Source organism: Pseudomonas sp. SBT1-2 (assembly GCF_028640875.1).
In the GTDB taxonomy this organism is placed as follows: Bacteria; Pseudomonadota; Gammaproteobacteria; order Pseudomonadales; family Pseudomonadaceae; genus Aquipseudomonas; species Aquipseudomonas chlororaphis_I.
The window spans coordinates 201,518-219,003 of sequence record NZ_JAQZAA010000115.1 but is presented as its reverse complement, the minus strand read 5'-3'; the positions used below and the strand labels follow the sequence as shown (position 1 = coordinate 219,003).

Genomic DNA, 17,486 nt, shown 5'->3' with positions numbered 1-17,486 from the left:
CGCCCAAGACAGCAAGTCCCGAGCGCGCGGTAAAACATCTGTAGGTATCAGAACGCGCTGCGGAAGATTTCCTCGATCTGGCGCTGGTCGGCGGTGCGGGGGTTGGTCAGGCCGCAGGCGTCTTTCAGGGCGTTGGCGGCCAGGATCGGGATGTCCGTCAGCTTGGCACCCAGGTCGCGCAAGCCGCTGGGGATCTCGACATCCCGGGCCAGGCTGCGAATGGCGCTGATGGCCGCCTGCGCGCCCTCCTCCGGGCTGAAGCCACGAATGTCCGCGCCCATGGCGTGGGCCACATCGGTCAGGCGTCCGGCGCAGACCATGGCGTTGAAGCTCTGCACATGGGGCAGCAGCACGGCGTTGCACACGCCATGGGGCAAGTCGTAGAAGCCACCCAGCTGGTGCGCCATGGCATGCACGAAACCCAGCGACGCATTGTTGAAGGCCATGCCGGCGAGGAACTGGGCGTAGGCCATGTTTTCCCGGGCCACCAGGTCGCTGCCGTCGTGCACCGCCTGGCGCAGGTTCTGGCTGATCATGGTCATGGCTTTCAACGCACAGGCATCGGTGATCGGGTTGGCCGCGGTGGACACATAGGCTTCGATGGCGTGGGTCAGCGCGTCCATGCCGGTGGCGGCGGTCAGGCCCTTGGGCATGGCGACCATCAGCGCAGGGTCGTTGACCGACAGCAGCGGCGTGACGTTACGGTCGACGATGGCCATTTTCACGTGGCGCTTTTCGTCGGTGATGATGCAGAAACGGGTCATTTCGCTGGCGGTGCCGGCGGTGGTGTTGATGGCGATCAACGGCAACTGGGGCTTGGTCGAACGGTCGACGCCCTCGTAGTCGCTGATATGCCCGCCATTGGTGGCGCACAGGGCGATGCCCTTGGCGCAGTCATGGGGCGAACCGCCACCGAGGGAAATCACGAAGTCGCAGCCACTTTGCTGCAATTGCGCCAGGCCCTTCTCGACATTGTCGATGCTCGGGTTGGGCTTGGCGCCGTCGAAGATCACCGAATCGATGTCCTGCATCGCCAGCTTCTCGGCAATCATCCCGGCCACCCCGGCCTTGGCCAGGCCGGCGTCGGTGACGATCAGCGCCTTGCGAAAACCGTAGTTGCGAATCGCGACCATGGCCTCGTCGAGACAATCGATACCCATGATGTTCACGGCGGGGATGAAAAAAGTGCTGCTCATGGTGCGTCCTCCAGGCTAGGGGCGGATCGACCGTGCCGATCCGGCAAATGCGCACAGGATCGACCCATCGGTCACGCGCGTTGTTGATCTGGCTCAAGGGTCGGTCGTGATAAAGTCGGCGCCCTGTACACCTTCTGCCTTGAGACGACGAACCGCGATGATGGATTTCCAGGAATTTGATACCGACCTTGAAGACTGGAACGCCTTGCGCGCCAGCACGCCGATCGCCGGCCTGCTGATCGGCAACGGCGCCAGCCGCGCGGTGTGGGAAGACTTCGCCTACGACTCGCTGTTCGAGAACGCCCGCACCGTCGAGGAAAAGCCCCTGAGCCCCTCCGAGCTGAGCGTGTTCGACGCCCTGCAGACCCGCAGTTTCGAGCAGGTGCTGGGCGCGCTGAAGACCACCAGCCGGGTCAACAAGGCCCTGGCCGTCAGCTCCGCGGCGCCGCGCAATCGCTACTACGCGATCAAGGAAGCGCTGATCAATACCGTGCACGCGGTGCACATTCCGTGGCGCCTGGTGCAGCCGGCGAGTCTTTCGCAGATCAACCAGGAACTGCGCCGCTACCGCACGGTGTTCACCAGCAATTACGACCTGCTCAACTACTGGGCGATCCAGCACGACGCCCAGGGCATCGACGACCTGTTCCAGGGCGCCGACCCGAGCTTCGACATCGGCCAGACCGCCAGCCAACAGACCCGCGTGCTGTACCTGCACGGCGGCCTGCACCTGGTGCGCAACCAGGACGGCACCGCGCGCAAGCTGGGTTCCACCGAGGGCACCCTGCTGGGCAACTTCGCCATCAACAACACCCTGAAGACCCTCGACGATGTGCCGCTGTTCGTCAGCGAAGGCCCGGTGGCGGACAAGCTCAAGACCATTCGCAGCAGCGACTACCTGTCGTTCTGCTACCAGCAGTTGCTCAACCACAGCGACGCGCTGTGCATCTTCGGCCACGACCTCGGCCCCCAGGACAGCCACCTGGTGCAGGCGATCCGCCAGTCCGGGGTGCAGACCCTGGCGATCTCGATCCACCCGCGCAGCAAGGCCTTTATCCAGAACCAGAAGCGGCGCTACACCCAGCTGTTTGAAGGGATGGAAGTGACGCTGCGCTTCTTCGATTCGAAGAGCCATGCCCTGGGCGCGCCTGCGCTGTCGGTGCCGGTCGAACGCTGAAAGCTACCCGCGATCCGTAGGAGCGAGGCTTGCCCGCGATCCAGGCACTGCGGTCTGCCCGCAAGGACGCCATCGCGAGCAAGCTTCGCTCCTACAGTTTTCATGCTGGTACGCCACCTGTAGCCGCTGCCGAGCGCAGCGAGGCAGCGGCTACGGGCCTACGGGGCAGCGGTTCGGCGCCGATGGTGTAGGAAAATCCACAATCCGCAGGAGCGGGCTCATTCCTCGCCGCTGTGCACCACCACCAGCAACTGTGCCTGCACCTCGCCCACCGAGCGCAGGCGGTGGGGTTTCTGCGCGTTGAAGTGCAGCGCATCGCCACGGTTGAGGATCACCCGCTCGTTCATGAAATCCACTTCCACCTGCCCTTCGTGGACAAACAGGAACTCCTCCCCCAGGTGTTCCTTGAAGCTCTTGTCGGTGAACTCCCTGGGCGGATAGATGATGAACGGCAGCAGGCTGCGCTCGCTGACCTGATGCGCCAGCACCGCGTAACCCGGCGCCTGGTCGTTGGCCGCCAGCGACTGGCGTTCGTCGCTGCGCACCAGGCTGTAGCTGTCGAGGCTGACCTTGTCTTCGGCGAACAGCTCCTCGACGTTCACGTTCAACGCCTTGGCCAGTTTCAACGCCGCGGCGATCGAGGGCGTGTTCAGGCCGCGTTCGACTTTCGACAGGTAACTCTTGGTCATGCCGGATTTCTCGGCCAGGGCCTCCAGCGTCACGCCAAGTTTTTTTCTCAATAATTTCAAACGGATAGACATGTAGAACGGTTAACCCATCAAGGAGCCGACGATTTGTCCTTGCCAATGACACAAAGTGTCATATAGCCTCTTTAGTGTCATTTGCTTTCACCCAACGACCTTGCGAGCAGCGGGAGCTGGCAAATCCGACGTCCATTGAAACGACCAAAGGACACCGATATGGCCAAGACATTAGCACTACCCAAAGAGCAACTGGTCAAGCAAGCCTTGACCCAGATGCAAAACACCCTGGCGGATAATACGTGGACCGACCGGCAAAAGCTGGCGCTGACGTGCCGCATCCTGTTCGAGAACGGGCATGACTCCGGCCTGGCCGGGCAGATCACCGCCCGCGGCCCGCAGCCGGGCACTTACTACACCCAGCAACTGGGCCTGGGCTTCGATGAAATCACCGCGGGCAACCTGCTGCTGGTCAACGAAGACCTGGAGGTGCTCGAAGGCCACGGCATGCCCAACCCGGCCAACCGTTTCCACAGCTGGGTGTACCGCGCCCGCCCCGACGTGAACTGCATCATCCACACGCACCCGACCCACGTCGCCGCGTTGTCGATGATCGAAGTGCCGCTGGAAATCTCCCACATGGACCTGTGCCCGCTGTATGACGACTGCGCCTTTCTCAAGGCCTGGCCGGGCGTGCCGGTGGGTAACGAAGAAGGCGAGATCATCTCCGCGGCCCTGGGCGACAAGCGCGCCATCCTGCTCTCGCACCACGGCCAGCTGTCCACCGGCGCCAGCATCGAGGAAGCCTGTGTGATCGCCCAGTTGATCGAGCGCGCCGCCAAGCTGCAGTTGCAGGCCATGGCCGCCGGCACCATCAAGCCGATCCAGCCGGAGCTCGGTCGCGAGGCCCATGACTGGATCTCCAAACCCAAGCGCCACGCCGCCGCCTTCAACTACTACGCTCGGCAGAACCTCAAGCAACACGCCGATTGCCTGAACTGAAACCACCCTATTCGCTAAAGGAGCGTCGCCATGTCGAACACCCACATTCACGGCATCATCGGCTACACCATCACCCCGTTCACCGCCAACGGTGAGCAACTGGACCTGGACACCCTCGGCCGTTCCATCGATCGCCTGATCGACAGCGGCGTGCATGCCATCGCGCCCCTGGGCAGCACCGGCGAAGGCGCCTACCTGAGCGACGCCGAGTGGGATCAGGTCGCCGAATTCAGCATCCGCCACATCGCCAAGCGCGTGCCGACCATCGTCAGCGTTTCCGACCTGACCACCGCCAAGGCCGTGCGCCGCGCGCGCTTTGCCGAGGCCAAGGGCGCCGATGCGGTGATGGTGCTGCCGGCTTCCTACTGGAAACTCAGCGAAGCCGAAATCCTCGGCCACTACCAGGCCATCGGCGACAGCATCGGCGTGCCGATCATGCTCTACAACAACCCGGCCACCAGCGGCACCGACATGTCGGTGGAGCTGATCCTGCGGATCTTCAATGCCGTGGAAAACGTGACCATGGTCAAGGAGAGCACCGGCGACATCCAGCGCATGCACAAGCTGCAACTGCTGGGCGAAGGCCAGGTGCCGTTCTACAACGGTTGCAACCCGCTGGCCCTGGAAGCCTTCGCCGCCGGCGCCAAGGGTTGGTGCACCGCCGCCGCGAACCTGATCCCGCAGCTCAACCTGGACCTGTACCAGGCGGTGCTGGACAACGACCTGGACCGCGCGCGCGAGCTGTTTTACCGCCAGTTGCCGGTGCTCGACTTCATCCTCAAGGGCGGCCTGCCGACCACCATCAAGGCCGGGTTGAACATGACCGGGCTGCAGGTCGGCGACCCGCGCCGGCCGGTGTTCCCGCTGGGTGAGGCTGGGCGTAATCAATTGCAGGCCATGTTGAACGCCGTGCGCTGATCGGGCCTTCACTGTAGCGGCGAGCTTGCGGGCCTCATCGCCGGCAAGCCTGGCTCCTACAGAAGCCAAAGACGCCACCGACCTGTAGGAGCGAGCTTGCTCGCGATGACGCCAGCAGGAGCGCCGCACAACTTGCCCGAGATAGCGGTGCATCAGGCAAAACACCTTGCCTTAAAACGCCGCCCAACAAAAAGCCCGACAGGTTGTCCTGTCGGGCTTTTGTGCTTCAGAGCAGAAAACTAAACGGTCTTGTCCTTGATGGTGGTGGTTGGACCGTTGGTCTTGACGCTTTCGATACCGCCGTCGCGTGCCGCCTCGGACGAATAGCGCTGGCTATTGCCGATGATCTGGTGGTTCGCCGCCTTGAGGTTGAAATAAGGCTTGCCGTCCTTGGAGACTTCCTTGGCGTAGCGGGCCTCGTTGGGGCTGTTGGTCTGCACCGAAGCGATGCCGTTTTCGGCGGCGCTGCGGGAGGAATACAGCTCACTCGTCAAAATGGTTTCAGCGTTGCCAGCCTTGAGAACGAAGCGGAACTGCCCGTCACTGCTTTTGCTTAATTCATACCATCCAGCCATGGTCCTGCTCCTGAGTGTCCAAAGATGCGAATGCACTTCGGATTAAAGCTTGTCTTTGCCGGTTTACCAGCGTTTGGGGTGTGTTGCTGAGGCACGCAGCATCAGACAGGAAAAATCGCATCCGGTTCATGAAGCGAAACTCATGCAGACAAATAGTAATAATTCTCGATATCATTCACGACCTTTCTGCCCGGCAGTACTTGCGAAGGATTTTCATGTCTCGCTTCAAGCCCGACCCCACCTCGGCGGACCCCGTCCGCGGGTTCTATGCGGACATCCTGCATTACCTGCGTAAACGCACGGACAACGCCAGCGATGCGGCGGACATGACCCAGGACGTCTTCACCCAATGGCTCGATTACCGCGACCGGGCCAAGGTCGAACAACCCCGCGCCTTTCTGTTCCAGATGGCGCGCAACCTGCTACGCGATCACTGGCGCCGGCAGAAGGTCAGGCACAAGGTGCACCACGAACCGCATGCAACAGAACCCGAGCCGCTGGCCGACGAACACCACGAGCCACTGCCCGCGGCCCAGCGCCTGCAACGCCTGGAGCGCTTGAAGAGCGTGCTCGCCGAACTCTCGCCGCGCCGCCGCGAAGCCCTTATGCTGCACCGCTTCGAAGGCCTGAGCCAGGCGCAGATCGCCGAACGCATGGGCATCTCCCTGAGCATGGTGGAAAAACACATCGCCTTTGCCCTGCTGCACTGCAAGCAGCGCCTGGAACAGGAACACGGCAAGGAGCAAGCGCAATGACCCGCCCCCACGACACCGAGCAGCAGATCGACAGCATCGATGCCCAGGCGGCCGGCTGGTTCACACGCAATCGCGACGATCGCAGCCAGGCCACGCGCGACGCCTTCGCGGCCTGGTCCAGCGAACCGGCCCACGCCCGGGCTTATGCCGAGTTCGAGCGCTTGTGGGCCGACCTGGCCGAACTCGAACCACTGAACCGACCGACGCCGCTGCCGCTGAGCCAAAAGCCGCGCTGGCGTCCGGCCCTGGCGGTCGCTGCCGCCTTGGTCTGCGCGCTGCTGGCCATCGAACTGGGCGCCCCGCCGGCGATCTATTCGCAACAGATCGCCGCGCAGCGCCAGGGCATGCGCAGCTTCAACCTACCCGACGGCAGTACCCTGTACGTCAACGCCAACACCCGTTTGCGCATCGACTTTACGGCGCAGCAACGCAACCTCTATCTGGACCAGGGCCAGCTGTACCTGGAAGTCGCCGCCGACAAGGAACGGCCGCTGTGGGTGCATGCCGGCGCGGCCCGGGTGCGGGTGGTCGGCACCGGCTTCGATGTGCGCCGCGGCGAAAAACAATTGGTGGTCAGCGTCGCCCATGGCCAGGTGGCCTTCGTTCCCGACGAACAAAAAACCGACCCGCTGCTGCTCGGTGCCCGCCAGCGTGGCATCTATGACTACGCCAGCGGCACCCTGCGGGAACAGCCCGTGAACGTCGCCGAGGTCGCCGACTGGCGCGGCGGCCACCTGGCCTTTCGCAATCGCGACCTGGCCAGCCTGGTGGACGAGTTGAACCTCTATCGCCGCCAGCCGGTGTTATTGGCCGACGGCGCCCTGGGCAACTTCAAGGTCTCGGGCAACCTCGATGTGCGGGATCCGGACGCCCTGATCAAGGCCCTGCCGGCGCTGATCCCGGTGAAAACCGTGGCCCTGGCCGACGGCCGCGTGCGCATCGAAGCCCGGCGCTGAAACTCATATGCGAATATTTTTCATTCGCATATGAGGTTTTAGTTTACTGACGCGTCTTCCTCCGGTCTGCGTTGTTTACGCACACCTTTTCTGGCCTTTGTCGCCGCTCCGGGGGATTTCATGTTTCGCGTGCCTTATCACTTGCAGCTCATCTGTTCGCGTCCGACCTTGCTCGCCGCCTGCCTGGCGTTCAGCCTGCAGGGCCAGGCGCAGATTCAGGCCGAATCGTTCGCCTTCGCCCTGCCCGCCCAGCCGCTGGCGGCCTCGCTGAGCCAGGTGGCGCAGCAGGCGAAGATCCAGTTGCTGTTCGACGAAGAGTTGCTGCGCAACGTGAAGGCCCCGGCGCTGAAGGGCGACTTCAGCCCCGAGGCGGCGATCCAGCAGCTGCTGGGCGGCAGCCAGTTCAGCCTGGTCAAGGTCGACCAGACCTACGTGGTGCGCCCCGCGGAAAACAGCAGCACCCGCAGTTCGGCGCTGCAGCTGGGCGCCATGAGCGTCATCGGCAGCGGCCTGGAAGTGGACTCCGCCACGGTCGGCCGCTCGACCCTGAACCAGGCCGAGATCGATCGCCACCAGGCCACCAACATTCCCAGCCTGATCGCCACCCTGCCCGGCGTCAGCCTCGGCGGTTCGCTCAAGCCCGGCGGCCAGACCATCAACATCTGGGGCCTGGGCGATGCCGAAGACGTGCCGATGAGCGTCGACGGCGCGACCAAGAGCGGCTTCGAACGCTACCAGCAGGGCTCGATCTTCATCGAGCCGGAACTGATCAAGCGCATCGAGGTGGAAAAGGGCCCGCACTCGCCCGAGACCGGCAACGGCGGCTTCGGCGGCACCGTGCATATGGAGACCAAGGACGCCCCGGACCTGCTGCAAGAAGGCCGCGACACCGGCGCCATGCTCAAGTACGGCTACAGCAGCAACAGCCATGAGCAGGCCTACACCGGCGCGGTGTACGGGCGCACCGAGGACCGGCGTTTCGACGCCCTGGCCTACTGGACCAAACGCGACGGCGACGACATGAAGCTGGCCAGCGCCCAGCCGGACCCGCGCAACGCCTACCCGATCAACCCCAAGCGCCTGCCCAACACCGCCCAGGACCTGGACGGCGAGCTGTTCAAGCTGAACATGCAGCTGACCGACGAACATCGCCTGGGTTTGAGCTACATGCGCTCCAACAGTGATATCTGGGCGCCCTTCTCGGCCAAGAGCTACCCGACGCCGCCGACCCAGCGCGATATCGACAAGTACGGTTACGACGGCGCCACCCGGCGCTTCCTCGCCCAGCGCAACACCATCGACACCACCTGGCAGGCCAAGTACCAGTACACGCCGCTGGACAACCCGTGGATCGACTTCGAGGCCAAGTACTCCGACTCCAAGACCGACCAGACCGACGAGCGCGGCCCGAACGCCTACGCCCAGCCGGCCTCCGGTGGCCGCAAGATCACCGTGGGTTACGAGGACAGGATCCTCTCGCTGAAAAACACCAGCCGCTTCAACACCGGCCCGCTGGAACATGCCCTGACCCAGGGCATCCAGATCCGCAAGCACGACCGCGAAGTGGACATGTGGATGCCGGGCAAGACCTACGAGGTGCCCAAGTACAACAACGGGCATTACCAGCCGGGCTTCATGCCCCATGGCAAGGTCGACAACAACGCCTTCTATATCCAGGACGCCATCACCCTGGGCAACTTCACCCTGACCCCGTCCCTGCGCTACGACCATGTGCGCAACCGTGGGCAGAAAAACGACGCGCCGGTCTACAACAGCCCCGACCCGGTGGTCGGCCACGATTACGGCGACAAGACTTACACCGGTTGGTCGCCACGGCTGTCGGCGTTCTGGACGGTCACCCCGCAATTCGCCCTGTTCGCCGACTACAGCAAGACCTGGCGCGCGCCGGTGATCGACGAGCAGTACGAAGTCCAGGCGGCCGGCACCACCCGCTCCTCCACCAGCCGCGACCTCGACCCGGAGCGCATCACCGCGTTGCGCGCCGGTAACATCACCCGCTTCTCCGACGTCCTGACCCAGGCCGACAGCCTGCAGATCCGCACCACGGTGTTTCGCAATGAGATCAAGGACGAAATCATGAAGAACCTGGGGATCGGCTGCCCCGAGCAACTGAGCAGCGGCAAGAACATCGGCCAGGTGTGCAACCAGCCGACCATCGGCGTCTACCGCAATATCGGCGACCTGACCATCAAGGGCTTCGAAGTCGAGAGCTTCTACGATTCGACCTACCTGTTCGGCTCGCTGTCTTACTCCTGGATCACCGGCAAGCATGAAGGCGCCTACACCAACCCCTGGGGGCCGAATGTCTGGGCCCGGGACATCCCGCCACGCAAGTGGGTCGCCACCCTGGGGGTGAAAATCCCGCAGTGGGATGCGCAAGTGGGCTGGCAGGGCCAGTGGGTACGCCAGACCGACCGCGTGCCGAGCGACATCTACCCGAGCGGCCCGGCCAGCGCCGCGGGCGATTCCTACTGGGACCAGTACGAGAACGACCGCTACAACGTGCAGGGCCTGTTCGCCAACTGGAAACCGCAGCAGCCGTACCTCAAGGGCACCGAGGTCAACTTCACCCTGGACAACATGTTCAACCGCGATTACCGCCCGCCCCTGAGCGGCGAAAACGCCTCCAGCCTGGGGCGTAACGCCAAGATCAGCGTGACGCGGTTCTTCTGAAGCGGCGTTGCCTGATCGATCGCCATCGCGAGCAAGCTCGCTCCTACAAAGGAACGCCTATCCCTGTAGGAGCGAGCTTGCTCGCGATGGCAGTACGTCAGACACACCGCGTTGCCCGCATCGCCGGCAAGCCTGGCTCCTACACAAGCCAAGATCGCCACGGACCTGTAGGAGCGAGGCTTGCCCGCGATAGCGGTACGTCAGACACACCACATTGCCCGCATCGCCGGCAAGCCTGGCTCCTACACAAGCCAAGACCGCCACGGACCTGTAGGAGCGAGGCTTGCCCGCGATAGCGGTACGTCAGACACAGCGCATTGCCCGCATCACCGGCAAGCCTGGTTCCTACACAAGCCAAGATCGCCACGAACCTGTAAGAACGAGGCTTGCCCGCGATAGCGGTACGTCAGACACAGCGCATTGCCCGCATCGCCGGCAAGCCTGGCTCCTACACAAGCCAAGATCGCCACGGACCTGTAGGAGCGAGGCTTGCCCGCGATGACATTCTCACAGCCGCTGGAGGTCCTGCGACCAGCGTGGCCCGGACCATCGCAGCCTCGCTGGGGCTCGGCAGCGGCTACAGGTATTGGTCAGGGAGAGGTGCTGGGCGGAGAAGAAGTTTCGCTTTGTTTTGTAAGGTATTTCCTAGAAAACCCCCAACGCCTTTGAGCGTCTTGTCCCCCTCAAACCGATCAGGCAGTCTGCCTGGGTCGCTGCAAAATCAGCGGCCCGGATGTGGAAGTCTGGTTCTGGAGAGCGTGCAATTCGTCTCATACGAAAACATCAGTGACCTTCAGTCCTGGTGAGTTCGTTTTATGGCGGCTGTATGTGGGGCACCCTCGGGTGCGCCGGTTCTTCAGTCCGGTCTTCCACACCTGCGTACGGCTGCCACCTCTCATGTGGAAGTGAGACCCGGCGGTTCCTTGAACAACTGGAGAAATCACCTCATGAAAAAGCTCGTCCCCGATCCCCCCTGCAATCCCCTCGTAAACTGCGCGACCCGGAACTGGATCGCGCCAACGCCAGCCTGATCGCCACCTTGCAAGGCACACGCCGCCGCCCCTTTGGCCTGCGCGATGGCCAGCACAACCCACTGTTCGCCGTGCAACCCGGCGTCAATGCCGAAGACGCGCTGATGCACGTTTCCCTGCTGCTCAAATGCGCCGAGGAGGTTTCCGATGAAATCACCGAACGCGCCAGCGGCGTCGAGCGCGGGCTGATCTGGTCCATGGTGCATTCGGTGGAAATGGCCCGGGCAGTGGTGGATGCCCTGCTCGATGGCACGCGCCCGACCTCATGACCTGAAACGAATCCTGTAGCCGCTGCCGAGCCTTGGCGAGGCTGCGATCGGGGCGCAGCCCCGTAAAACCTGGCGACACGGTATGTCTGATGTGTGGCGTCGCCTGGCTTGGCGCCTGCTACGTCGGAGTGCCGCCCAAGTCGATCGCAGCCTCGCCAAGGCTCGGCAGCGGCTACAGGGATTGCGGGGATCGCAGGGTTATTTGGTGGCGCTGCGCACTACGCTGAGTTCCGGCGTGGCGCTGCGGCGCTGGCTCAGGTAGCGGGTGCAACTGACCCGCAGGAAGGAGGCGAAATTCACCACCTCGCCGCGGTAATCCATCACTTCTTCGTAGAGCTTGGCGATCAACTGGTTGGTGGTCATGCCATCGACTTCGGCGATTTCGCTGAGGATGTCCCAGAACTGGTTCTCCAGGCGCAGGGTGGTGACCACCCCGCAGATGCGCAGCGAGCGCGAGCGGGACTCGTAGAGGATCGGGTCGGCTTTGACGTAGAGCTCGCACATGCTGGGCGCTCCTCGGTTGGCGGTAGGACGATGGCGCTGCTTCCTGACAGAAAAGCAGCGCCAGCGGGTCATCCGTTTACAGGGTGATTTTGGTGCCCAGCAGGCCGAGGAAACCGGCCAGCCAGCTGGGGTGCGCCGGCCAGGCCGGGGCTGTCGCCAGATTGCCTTGAACGTGGCTGTCCGTCACCGGGATATCGATGTAGGTACCGCCGGCCAGGCGCACTTCCGGGGCGCAGGCCGGATAGGCGCTGCACTCGCGGCCTTCGAGAATACCCGCCGCGGCCAGCAGCTGGGCGCCGTGGCAGACGGCGGCGATCGGCTTGCCAGCCTTGTCGAAGGCCTGCACCAGTTGCAGGACCTTTTCGTTCAGCCGCAGGTACTCCGGGGCGCGACCGCCAGGTATCAGCAGCGCGTCATAATCGGCCGCCTCGACCTTGGCGAAATCGAAGTTCAGGGCGAACTGATGGCCCGGTTTTTCGCTGTAGGTCTGGTCGCCTTCGAAGTCGTGGATCGCGGTGCGCACGGTCTGCCCGGCCTTTTTGTCCGGGCACACCGCATGCACGGTGTGGCCGACCATCAGCAGCGCCTGGAACGGCACCATCACTTCGTAGTCCTCGACGTAATCGCCGACCAGCATGAGGATTTTTTTCGCGGCCATGGAGATGACTCCTCTACAAGGGAAAACAGGAATGTTCAAGGTAGTCCTTATCCGCGAGGCCGGGTAATAACCCGGTACTACGCCCTCAACGCTTCTGTAGGAGCGAGGCTTGCCCGCGATAAAGGCACCGTGGATTACCTGGCACACCGCGTCATCGTTCATCGCGAGCAAGCTTCGCTCCTACAAAAAAGCGTGACCCATGGCCTGCAGGAACGAGGCTTGCCCGCGATAAAAGCGACGCGGATTGCCTGATACACCGCGTTATCGTTCATCGCGGGCAATCGAGCGTCGACCGGCCGCTCCTACAGAAGCCGAACTGTATGGATAACTCTGCGTACAGCTGTAACAGGGTGCCGCGGTGGGTTTATGGCTAGATAAGCGCACCTGCCCTTCCCCAATAAAAAACGGTTGTCATCATGTCTTCCCGCGAAAACACCGGCATGGCCCTGGGCCTGCTCGGCGTGGTTATTTTCAGCCTGACCCTGCCCTTCACCCGCATCGTGGTGCAGGAACTTCACCCACTGCTCAACGGCCTGGGACGGGCGCTGTTCGCGGCGATCCCGGCGGCGCTGCTGTTGCTCTGGCGGCGGGAAAAATGGCCGACCTGGCACCAGATCAAAGGCCTGAGCCTGGTGATCGCCGGGGTGATCCTGGGGTTTCCGGTGCTGTCGGCCTGGGCCATGCAGACCCTGCCGGCGTCCCACGGCGCGCTGGTCAATGGCCTGCAACCCTTGTGCGTGGCGCTGTACGCGGCGTGGCTGTCCCATGAACGGCCGTCGAAAGCCTTCTGGGGCTGCGCCGCACTGGGCAGCGCATTGGTCCTGGGTTACGCGCTGATCAGCGGCGCCGGCAGTATCCAGGCCGGCGACTTGCTGATGCTCGGGGCGATTGCGGTCGGCGGGCTGGGTTATGCCGAAGGCGGCCGGCTGGCCAGGGAGATGGGCGGCTGGCAGGTGATCTGCTGGGCCCTGGTGCTGTCGACGCCGCTGTTGATCGGCCCGGTCTGGTACCTCGCGGCGCAGCATCAGGGCGCGGTTTCGGCAAAGACCTGGTGGGCCTTCGGCTACGTGGCGCTGTTCTCGCAGTTCATCGGCTTTTTTGCCTGGTACGCCGGGCTGGCCATGGGCGGTATCGCCCGGGTCAGCCAGATCCAGCTGCTGCAGATCTTCTTCACCATCGCCTTCTCGGCGCTGTTCTTCGGCGAACAGGTGGAACCGGTCACCTGGCTGTTCGCCGTGGGCGTGATCCTTACCGTGATGCTCGGGCGCAAGACTGCCGTGCAGCAAGCAACCCCAGCACGCGCCCTGTAGCCGCTGCCGCAGGTTCGGGCCGCGTTCGGACGATCGACGGCGTAGCCGGCGCAAAGGCGGTATCCCGGCCCTGTCAGATGTAGCGCGTCGCCTGGTTTGCGGCCCCTTCGGTGCCGATCGCAGCCTGCGGCAGCGGCTACAGGCGCGTGGTCAGCTCAGGTAGCCGTCGGCCCGCAGCAGGGTTTCCAGGCAGTGCTCGCTGATGTGGTAGAACGCCTTGAGTTCGCCGATCTTCGCCAGCAGTTGGGTCGGGTCCTGGGGTTCGGCACGTTTGACCGCGAGGATCATCTTGTTCTTGTTGGTGTGTTCCAGGGAGATGAACTCGAAGACCTTGGTCTCGTAGCCACAGGCTTCGAGGAACAGCGCGCGCAGGCTGTCGGTAACCATCTCCGCCTGCTGGCCCAGGTGCAGGCCGTATTGCAGCATCGGCTTGAGCAGCGCCGGGCTCTGCATCTGCGGGCGGATCTGCTTGTGGCAGCACGGCGAGCACATGATGATCGACGCACCGGAACGAATGCCGGTGTGGATCGCGTAGTCGGTGGCGATATCGCAGGCATGCAGGGCGATCATCACGTCCAGCTCGCTCGGCGCCACGCTGCGCACGTCGCCGCATTTGAACTCCAGGCCCTGATGGTCCAGGCGCGCCGCCGCGGCGTTGCACAGGGTCACCATGTCTTCGCGCAGTTCGACACCGGTCACCTGCCCTTGCGCCTGCAAGGTGTTGCACAGGTAGTCGTGGATGGCGAAGGTCAGGTAGCCCTTGCCAGAGCCGAAGTCCGCCACCCGCACCGGCTGCTGCAGGTCGATCGGCGACGAACTCAGCGCATGGCTGAAGACCTCGATGAACTTGTTGATCTGCTTCCACTTGCGCGACATCGCCGGGATCAACTCGTGCTGCTTGTTGGTCACCCCCAGGTCGGTGAGGAAGGGCCGGCTCAGCTCCAGGTAGCGGTTCTTCTCGCGGTTGTGCTCGGCGGACGGCACTTCGCGCTGCTGCTGGGCCTTGCCCTTGAACAGCGAGCTTTTGCCCTTCTTGCTGTATTCGAGCTGCACTTCATCGGTGAGCGACAGCAGGTGCGCGTTCTTGAACGACGCCGGCAGCAGCCCGGCGATCAGCGCCACGCCTTCGTCCAGGGGGAAGTTCTTGGTGATGTCGCGGGTCTTGTAGCGGTAGACGAAGGACAGGCACGGCTGCTCCTTGACCGTCAGCTGCTTGATGATCAGCCGCTGCAAATCCGCCTCGGCCCCCACATGCTTGGCCAGCACCAGTTTGATAAAGGCGTTCTGCGCCAGGCTGGTTTCCAGCAGCTCAAGAAACTGGGCGTGATGATCCGGCGCAAGGCTGGCGGGGGTTGCGGTTGCAGACATGGAAAAAGGCGCCTCGGGCGGTGCGGGTGTGAATCGGGGAATGGCGGGTATTTTAGGGGGGATGGCCCGCCGGGGCACGGAGTTATTTACCCGGCGGCGCAGATTCTGCGGGAGCGGGCTTCCTGTAGCCGCTGCCGAAGGCTGCGCAAGGTCCGCAGGACCTCCAGCGATCTTGCGGACGCCACGGCCTTCGGCCGATTGCAGCCTGCGGCAGCGGCTACAGGAGCGGGGGGGATCAGGCCAGGACCACCAGGCGGTTGGGCAGTTCGTTGCGCACGTGGGTCACCGGCACATGCACCTTGAGCAGTTCGCCGCAGGCCTCGATGCAGGTGATGAAGCCTTGCAGGGTCTGCCCCTGCTTCACCTGCTGGGTGAAAGCCTGGACGATGGTGTCCCAGGTCTTGTCGTCGAGGCGCTTGGAAATGCCCTCGTCCACCAGGATCTCCACATAGCGCTCGGCTTCGCAGACGAAGATCAGCATCCCGGTGCTGCCGACAGTGTGGTGCAGGTTCTGTTCGAGAAACTGGCGGCGGGCCAGGTTCGAGGCGCGCCAGTGGCGTACCGAGCGCGGAATCAGGCGGGTGGTGATGCGCGGAATGCGGAACACCAGGCAGAGCACGATAAAGGTCACCCACTGCACCAGCAGCAACAGGTGCATGCTCATCCAGCCGGTGGCGTAATGCACCACGCCCGGCACGATCAGCGCCAGCAGGCTGGCCCAGAGCAAGGGGATATAGGCATAGTCGTCGGCGCGGGCGGCCAGCACGGTGACCAGTTCGGCATCGGTCTGCTGTTCGACCCGGGCGATCGCCTCGGCGACCTGCCGTTGTTCGTACTCACTCAGTAGTGCCATGTCTTCCCATACTCATCGATTATTTTTAGTCACCAGCCGCCTGACGATCCGCCGCCGCCAAAGCTACCACCGCCACCGCTGAAGCCCCCCCCGCCTCCGCCGCCAAAGCCTCCGCCACCAAAACCGCCCCCGCCAAAACCGCCGGAACCGCCACGCCCGCCGCCACCGCTGGGCAGGATGCCAAGCAATTGGCAGACGAAGATCGTCACGAAAAACAGCAGCACCAGGAACACCAGGGCGCCGGGATGCCGATCGAAAAACTCGCTGCCGCGCTCGCCGCCACCGTCATAGGCGGCGCTCGGCTCGTCCAGCGGATTGCCGCCCAGCACCAGCAACATGGCCGACACGCCGTCACTGATGCCCTTGCTGAAATTGCCGGCCTTGAAGGCCGGGGTGATGACCTGATGGATGATCACCGAGCTTTGCGCGTCGGTCAGGCGGTCTTCCAGGCCATAACCGACTTCGATGCGCAGCTTGCGATCATCGCGGGCGACGATCAACAAGGCGCCGTTGTTCTTGTCCTTCTGGCCGATGCCCCAGTAGCGCCCCAGCTGATAGCCGAAATCCTCGATGCTGGTGCCTTGCAGGTCCGGCAGGGTCACGACCACCACCTGCTCGCCAGTGGACTGCTCGTGGGAGGCCAGCTCCTGGGTCAGTTGCTGGCGCACCGTCGGCTCGATCATCTGGGCGTTGTCCACCACCCGCCCGCTCAGCGCCGGGAACTTCAGCTCGGCCTGGGCCGTTATCGCAAACACCCAGAGCAACAGCACCAGGCCAACTCTCAACACGCGCATTGGAACCTCATCCGTGGTAACGCCGGGCCGGATCCCGCGGCCGCTCGTGCGATCCGCGGGCAGCCGCTGCTGATCAGAACTTCACTTCTGGCGCTTTGTCGGCGTCGGGGCTGGTGGCCTCGAAGGTCTCGCGCACCGGCAGGTCGCTGTACATCACGCTGTGCCACAGGCGGCCGGGGAAGGTGCGGATCTCGGTGTTGTACTTCTGCACCGCGAGGATGAAATCGCGACGGGCCACGGCGATGCGGTTCTCGGTGCCTTCGAGCTGCGACTGCAGGGCCAGGAAGTTCTGGTTGGCCTTGAGGTCCGGATAACGCTCGGACACCACCATCAGACGGCTCAAGGCACCGGTCAGCTGGTCCTGGGCCTGCTGGTACTGCTTGAGTCTTTCCGGGTTGTCCAGGGTGCTGGCATCGACCTGGATCGAGGTGGCCTTGGCCCGCGCCTCGATCACCGCGGTCAGGGTCTCCTGTTCGTGCCTGGCGTAGCCCTTGACCGTTTCCACCAGGTTGGGGATCAGGTCGGCGCGACGCTGGTACTGGTTCTGTACCTGGCCCCAGGCCGCCTTGGCCTGTTCGTCGAGGGTCGGGATGTTGTTGATCCCGCAGCCACTGAGCAGGCTGCCGAGCAGCAGCAATGCCATCATGGGCCAGCTTGAGCACAGGCTCTGTCGTACGTTCATGGTGGTGACGCTCCTTGCAACCTAGGGGATGGAACCTGTAACC

The 17,486-nt window shown here is 63.6% G+C and carries 16 protein-coding genes and 1 pseudogene; 8 read left to right on the top strand and 9 right to left on the bottom strand.

Annotated features, from left to right (window positions below; all coding sequences use genetic code 11):
* Positions 1-47: 47 nt before the first annotated feature.
* Entirely contained in the window at positions 48-1,196 is a 1,149-nt protein-coding gene (gene yiaY, locus PVZ78_RS29700; protein WP_038630803.1) for an L-threonine dehydrogenase, read from the bottom strand.
* Positions 1,197-1,353: 157 nt separating this feature from the next.
* Between yiaY and PVZ78_RS29695 the strand changes: the two genes are divergently transcribed.
* The gene (locus PVZ78_RS29695; RefSeq protein ID WP_009047445.1) at positions 1,354-2,373 is read left to right on the top strand and encodes a DUF4917 family protein; all 1,020 of its coding nucleotides are present in this window, start codon (positions 1,354-1,356) and stop codon (positions 2,371-2,373) included.
* A gap of 218 nt (positions 2,374-2,591) precedes the next feature.
* On the opposite strand, the gene PVZ78_RS29690 is transcribed toward PVZ78_RS29695, so the two are convergent.
* Positions 2,592-3,134, bottom strand: a complete 543-nt coding sequence (locus PVZ78_RS29690) for a helix-turn-helix domain-containing protein (RefSeq protein ID WP_007922237.1) — start codon at positions 3,132-3,134, stop codon at positions 2,592-2,594.
* A gap of 159 nt (positions 3,135-3,293) precedes the next feature.
* On the opposite strand from PVZ78_RS29690, the gene PVZ78_RS29685 reads away from it, so the two are divergent.
* The gene (locus tag PVZ78_RS29685) at positions 3,294-4,076 is read left to right on the top strand and encodes an aldolase (RefSeq protein ID WP_016702096.1); all 783 of its coding nucleotides are present in this window, start codon (positions 3,294-3,296) and stop codon (positions 4,074-4,076) included.
* Positions 4,077-4,106: 30 nt separating this feature from the next.
* On the top strand, positions 4,107-4,994 hold the full coding sequence (locus PVZ78_RS29680) for a dihydrodipicolinate synthase family protein (RefSeq protein WP_041988772.1): 888 nt from the start codon (positions 4,107-4,109) through the stop codon (positions 4,992-4,994).
* A 239-nt stretch (positions 4,995-5,233) separates the two neighbouring features.
* On the opposite strand, the gene PVZ78_RS29675 is transcribed toward PVZ78_RS29680, so the two are convergent.
* On the bottom strand, positions 5,234-5,569 hold the full coding sequence (locus tag PVZ78_RS29675; RefSeq protein WP_009047442.1) for a YegP family protein: 336 nt from the start codon (positions 5,567-5,569) through the stop codon (positions 5,234-5,236).
* Positions 5,570-5,784: 215 nt separating this feature from the next.
* On the opposite strand from PVZ78_RS29675, the gene PVZ78_RS29670 reads away from it, so the two are divergent.
* The 4 genes and pseudogenes from PVZ78_RS29670 to PVZ78_RS29655 all read left to right on the top strand — a co-directional run bounded on the left by PVZ78_RS29670 (position 5,785) and on the right by PVZ78_RS29655 (position 11,274).
* On the top strand, positions 5,785-6,324 hold the full coding sequence (locus tag PVZ78_RS29670; protein WP_023968109.1) for an RNA polymerase sigma factor: 540 nt from the start codon (positions 5,785-5,787) through the stop codon (positions 6,322-6,324).
* Positions 6,321-7,280, top strand: a complete 960-nt coding sequence (locus PVZ78_RS29665) for a FecR family protein (protein WP_273829665.1) — start codon at positions 6,321-6,323, stop codon at positions 7,278-7,280. The genes PVZ78_RS29670 and PVZ78_RS29665 overlap by 4 nt, the downstream gene beginning before the upstream one ends.
* 120 nt (positions 7,281-7,400) lie before the next feature.
* Entirely contained in the window at positions 7,401-9,974 is a 2,574-nt protein-coding gene (locus tag PVZ78_RS29660; RefSeq protein ID WP_273829664.1) for a TonB-dependent receptor, read from the top strand.
* A 947-nt stretch (positions 9,975-10,921) separates the two neighbouring features.
* Positions 10,922-11,274, top strand: a pseudogene (locus tag PVZ78_RS29655) (DUF6124 family protein).
* A 198-nt stretch (positions 11,275-11,472) separates the two neighbouring features.
* On the opposite strand, the gene PVZ78_RS29650 reads toward PVZ78_RS29655, so the two are convergent.
* Positions 11,473-11,778 (bottom strand): ribbon-helix-helix domain-containing protein, encoded by a 306-nt coding sequence (locus tag PVZ78_RS29650; RefSeq protein ID WP_009042529.1) that lies wholly within the window; start codon positions 11,776-11,778, stop codon positions 11,473-11,475.
* A 76-nt stretch (positions 11,779-11,854) separates the two neighbouring features.
* On the bottom strand, positions 11,855-12,436 hold the full coding sequence (locus PVZ78_RS29645) for a DJ-1/PfpI family protein (RefSeq protein WP_009047437.1): 582 nt from the start codon (positions 12,434-12,436) through the stop codon (positions 11,855-11,857).
* 416 nt (positions 12,437-12,852) lie between these two features.
* On the opposite strand from PVZ78_RS29645, the gene PVZ78_RS29640 reads away from it, so the two are divergent.
* Positions 12,853-13,746 carry a DMT family transporter gene (locus tag PVZ78_RS29640; RefSeq protein ID WP_101281927.1) on the top strand — a complete coding sequence of 298 codons (894 nt, stop codon included), beginning with the start codon at positions 12,853-12,855 and terminating at the stop codon, positions 13,744-13,746.
* A 150-nt stretch (positions 13,747-13,896) separates the two neighbouring features.
* Here PVZ78_RS29640 and PVZ78_RS29635 read toward each other — a convergent pair whose 3' ends face one another.
* The 4 genes from PVZ78_RS29635 to PVZ78_RS29620 form a co-directional block, all read right to left on the bottom strand.
* A complete protein-coding gene (locus PVZ78_RS29635) occupies positions 13,897-15,114 on the bottom strand; it encodes a class I SAM-dependent methyltransferase (protein WP_053268397.1) in 1,218 nt (405 codons plus the stop codon).
* Positions 15,115-15,349: 235 nt separating this feature from the next.
* The gene (locus PVZ78_RS29630; RefSeq protein WP_038630794.1) at positions 15,350-15,967 is read right to left on the bottom strand and encodes a TPM domain-containing protein; all 618 of its coding nucleotides are present in this window, start codon (positions 15,965-15,967) and stop codon (positions 15,350-15,352) included.
* Positions 15,968-15,996: 29 nt separating this feature from the next.
* Positions 15,997-16,761 carry a TPM domain-containing protein gene (locus tag PVZ78_RS29625; protein WP_273829663.1) on the bottom strand — a complete coding sequence of 255 codons (765 nt, stop codon included), beginning with the start codon at positions 16,759-16,761 and terminating at the stop codon, positions 15,997-15,999.
* Between the two features lie 73 nt (positions 16,762-16,834).
* On the bottom strand, positions 16,835-17,443 hold the full coding sequence (locus tag PVZ78_RS29620) for a LemA family protein (protein ID WP_009047432.1): 609 nt from the start codon (positions 17,441-17,443) through the stop codon (positions 16,835-16,837).
* Positions 17,444-17,486 lie beyond the last annotated feature (43 nt).

Coding starts and splice junctions, on each gene's coding strand:
- yiaY (WP_038630803.1), bottom strand. CDS start 1,196: ATGAGCAGCACTTTTTTCATCCCCGCCGTGAACATCATGGGTATCGAT.
- PVZ78_RS29695 (WP_009047445.1), top strand. CDS start 1,354: ATGATGGATTTCCAGGAATTTGATACCGACCTTGAAGACTGGAACGCC.
- PVZ78_RS29690 (WP_007922237.1), bottom strand. CDS start 3,134: ATGTCTATCCGTTTGAAATTATTGAGAAAAAAACTTGGCGTGACGCTG.
- PVZ78_RS29685 (WP_016702096.1), top strand. CDS start 3,294: ATGGCCAAGACATTAGCACTACCCAAAGAGCAACTGGTCAAGCAAGCC.
- PVZ78_RS29680 (WP_041988772.1), top strand. CDS start 4,107: ATGTCGAACACCCACATTCACGGCATCATCGGCTACACCATCACCCCG.
- PVZ78_RS29675 (WP_009047442.1), bottom strand. CDS start 5,569: ATGGCTGGATGGTATGAATTAAGCAAAAGCAGTGACGGGCAGTTCCGC.
- PVZ78_RS29670 (WP_023968109.1), top strand. CDS start 5,785: ATGTCTCGCTTCAAGCCCGACCCCACCTCGGCGGACCCCGTCCGCGGG.
- PVZ78_RS29665 (WP_273829665.1), top strand. CDS start 6,321: ATGACCCGCCCCCACGACACCGAGCAGCAGATCGACAGCATCGATGCC.
- PVZ78_RS29660 (WP_273829664.1), top strand. CDS start 7,401: ATGTTTCGCGTGCCTTATCACTTGCAGCTCATCTGTTCGCGTCCGACC.
- PVZ78_RS29650 (WP_009042529.1), bottom strand. CDS start 11,778: ATGTGCGAGCTCTACGTCAAAGCCGACCCGATCCTCTACGAGTCCCGC.
- PVZ78_RS29645 (WP_009047437.1), bottom strand. CDS start 12,436: ATGGCCGCGAAAAAAATCCTCATGCTGGTCGGCGATTACGTCGAGGAC.
- PVZ78_RS29640 (WP_101281927.1), top strand. CDS start 12,853: ATGTCTTCCCGCGAAAACACCGGCATGGCCCTGGGCCTGCTCGGCGTG.
- PVZ78_RS29635 (WP_053268397.1), bottom strand. CDS start 15,114: ATGTCTGCAACCGCAACCCCCGCCAGCCTTGCGCCGGATCATCACGCC.
- PVZ78_RS29630 (WP_038630794.1), bottom strand. CDS start 15,967: ATGGCACTACTGAGTGAGTACGAACAACGGCAGGTCGCCGAGGCGATC.
- PVZ78_RS29625 (WP_273829663.1), bottom strand. CDS start 16,761: ATGCGCGTGTTGAGAGTTGGCCTGGTGCTGTTGCTCTGGGTGTTTGCG.
- PVZ78_RS29620 (WP_009047432.1), bottom strand. CDS start 17,443: ATGAACGTACGACAGAGCCTGTGCTCAAGCTGGCCCATGATGGCATTG.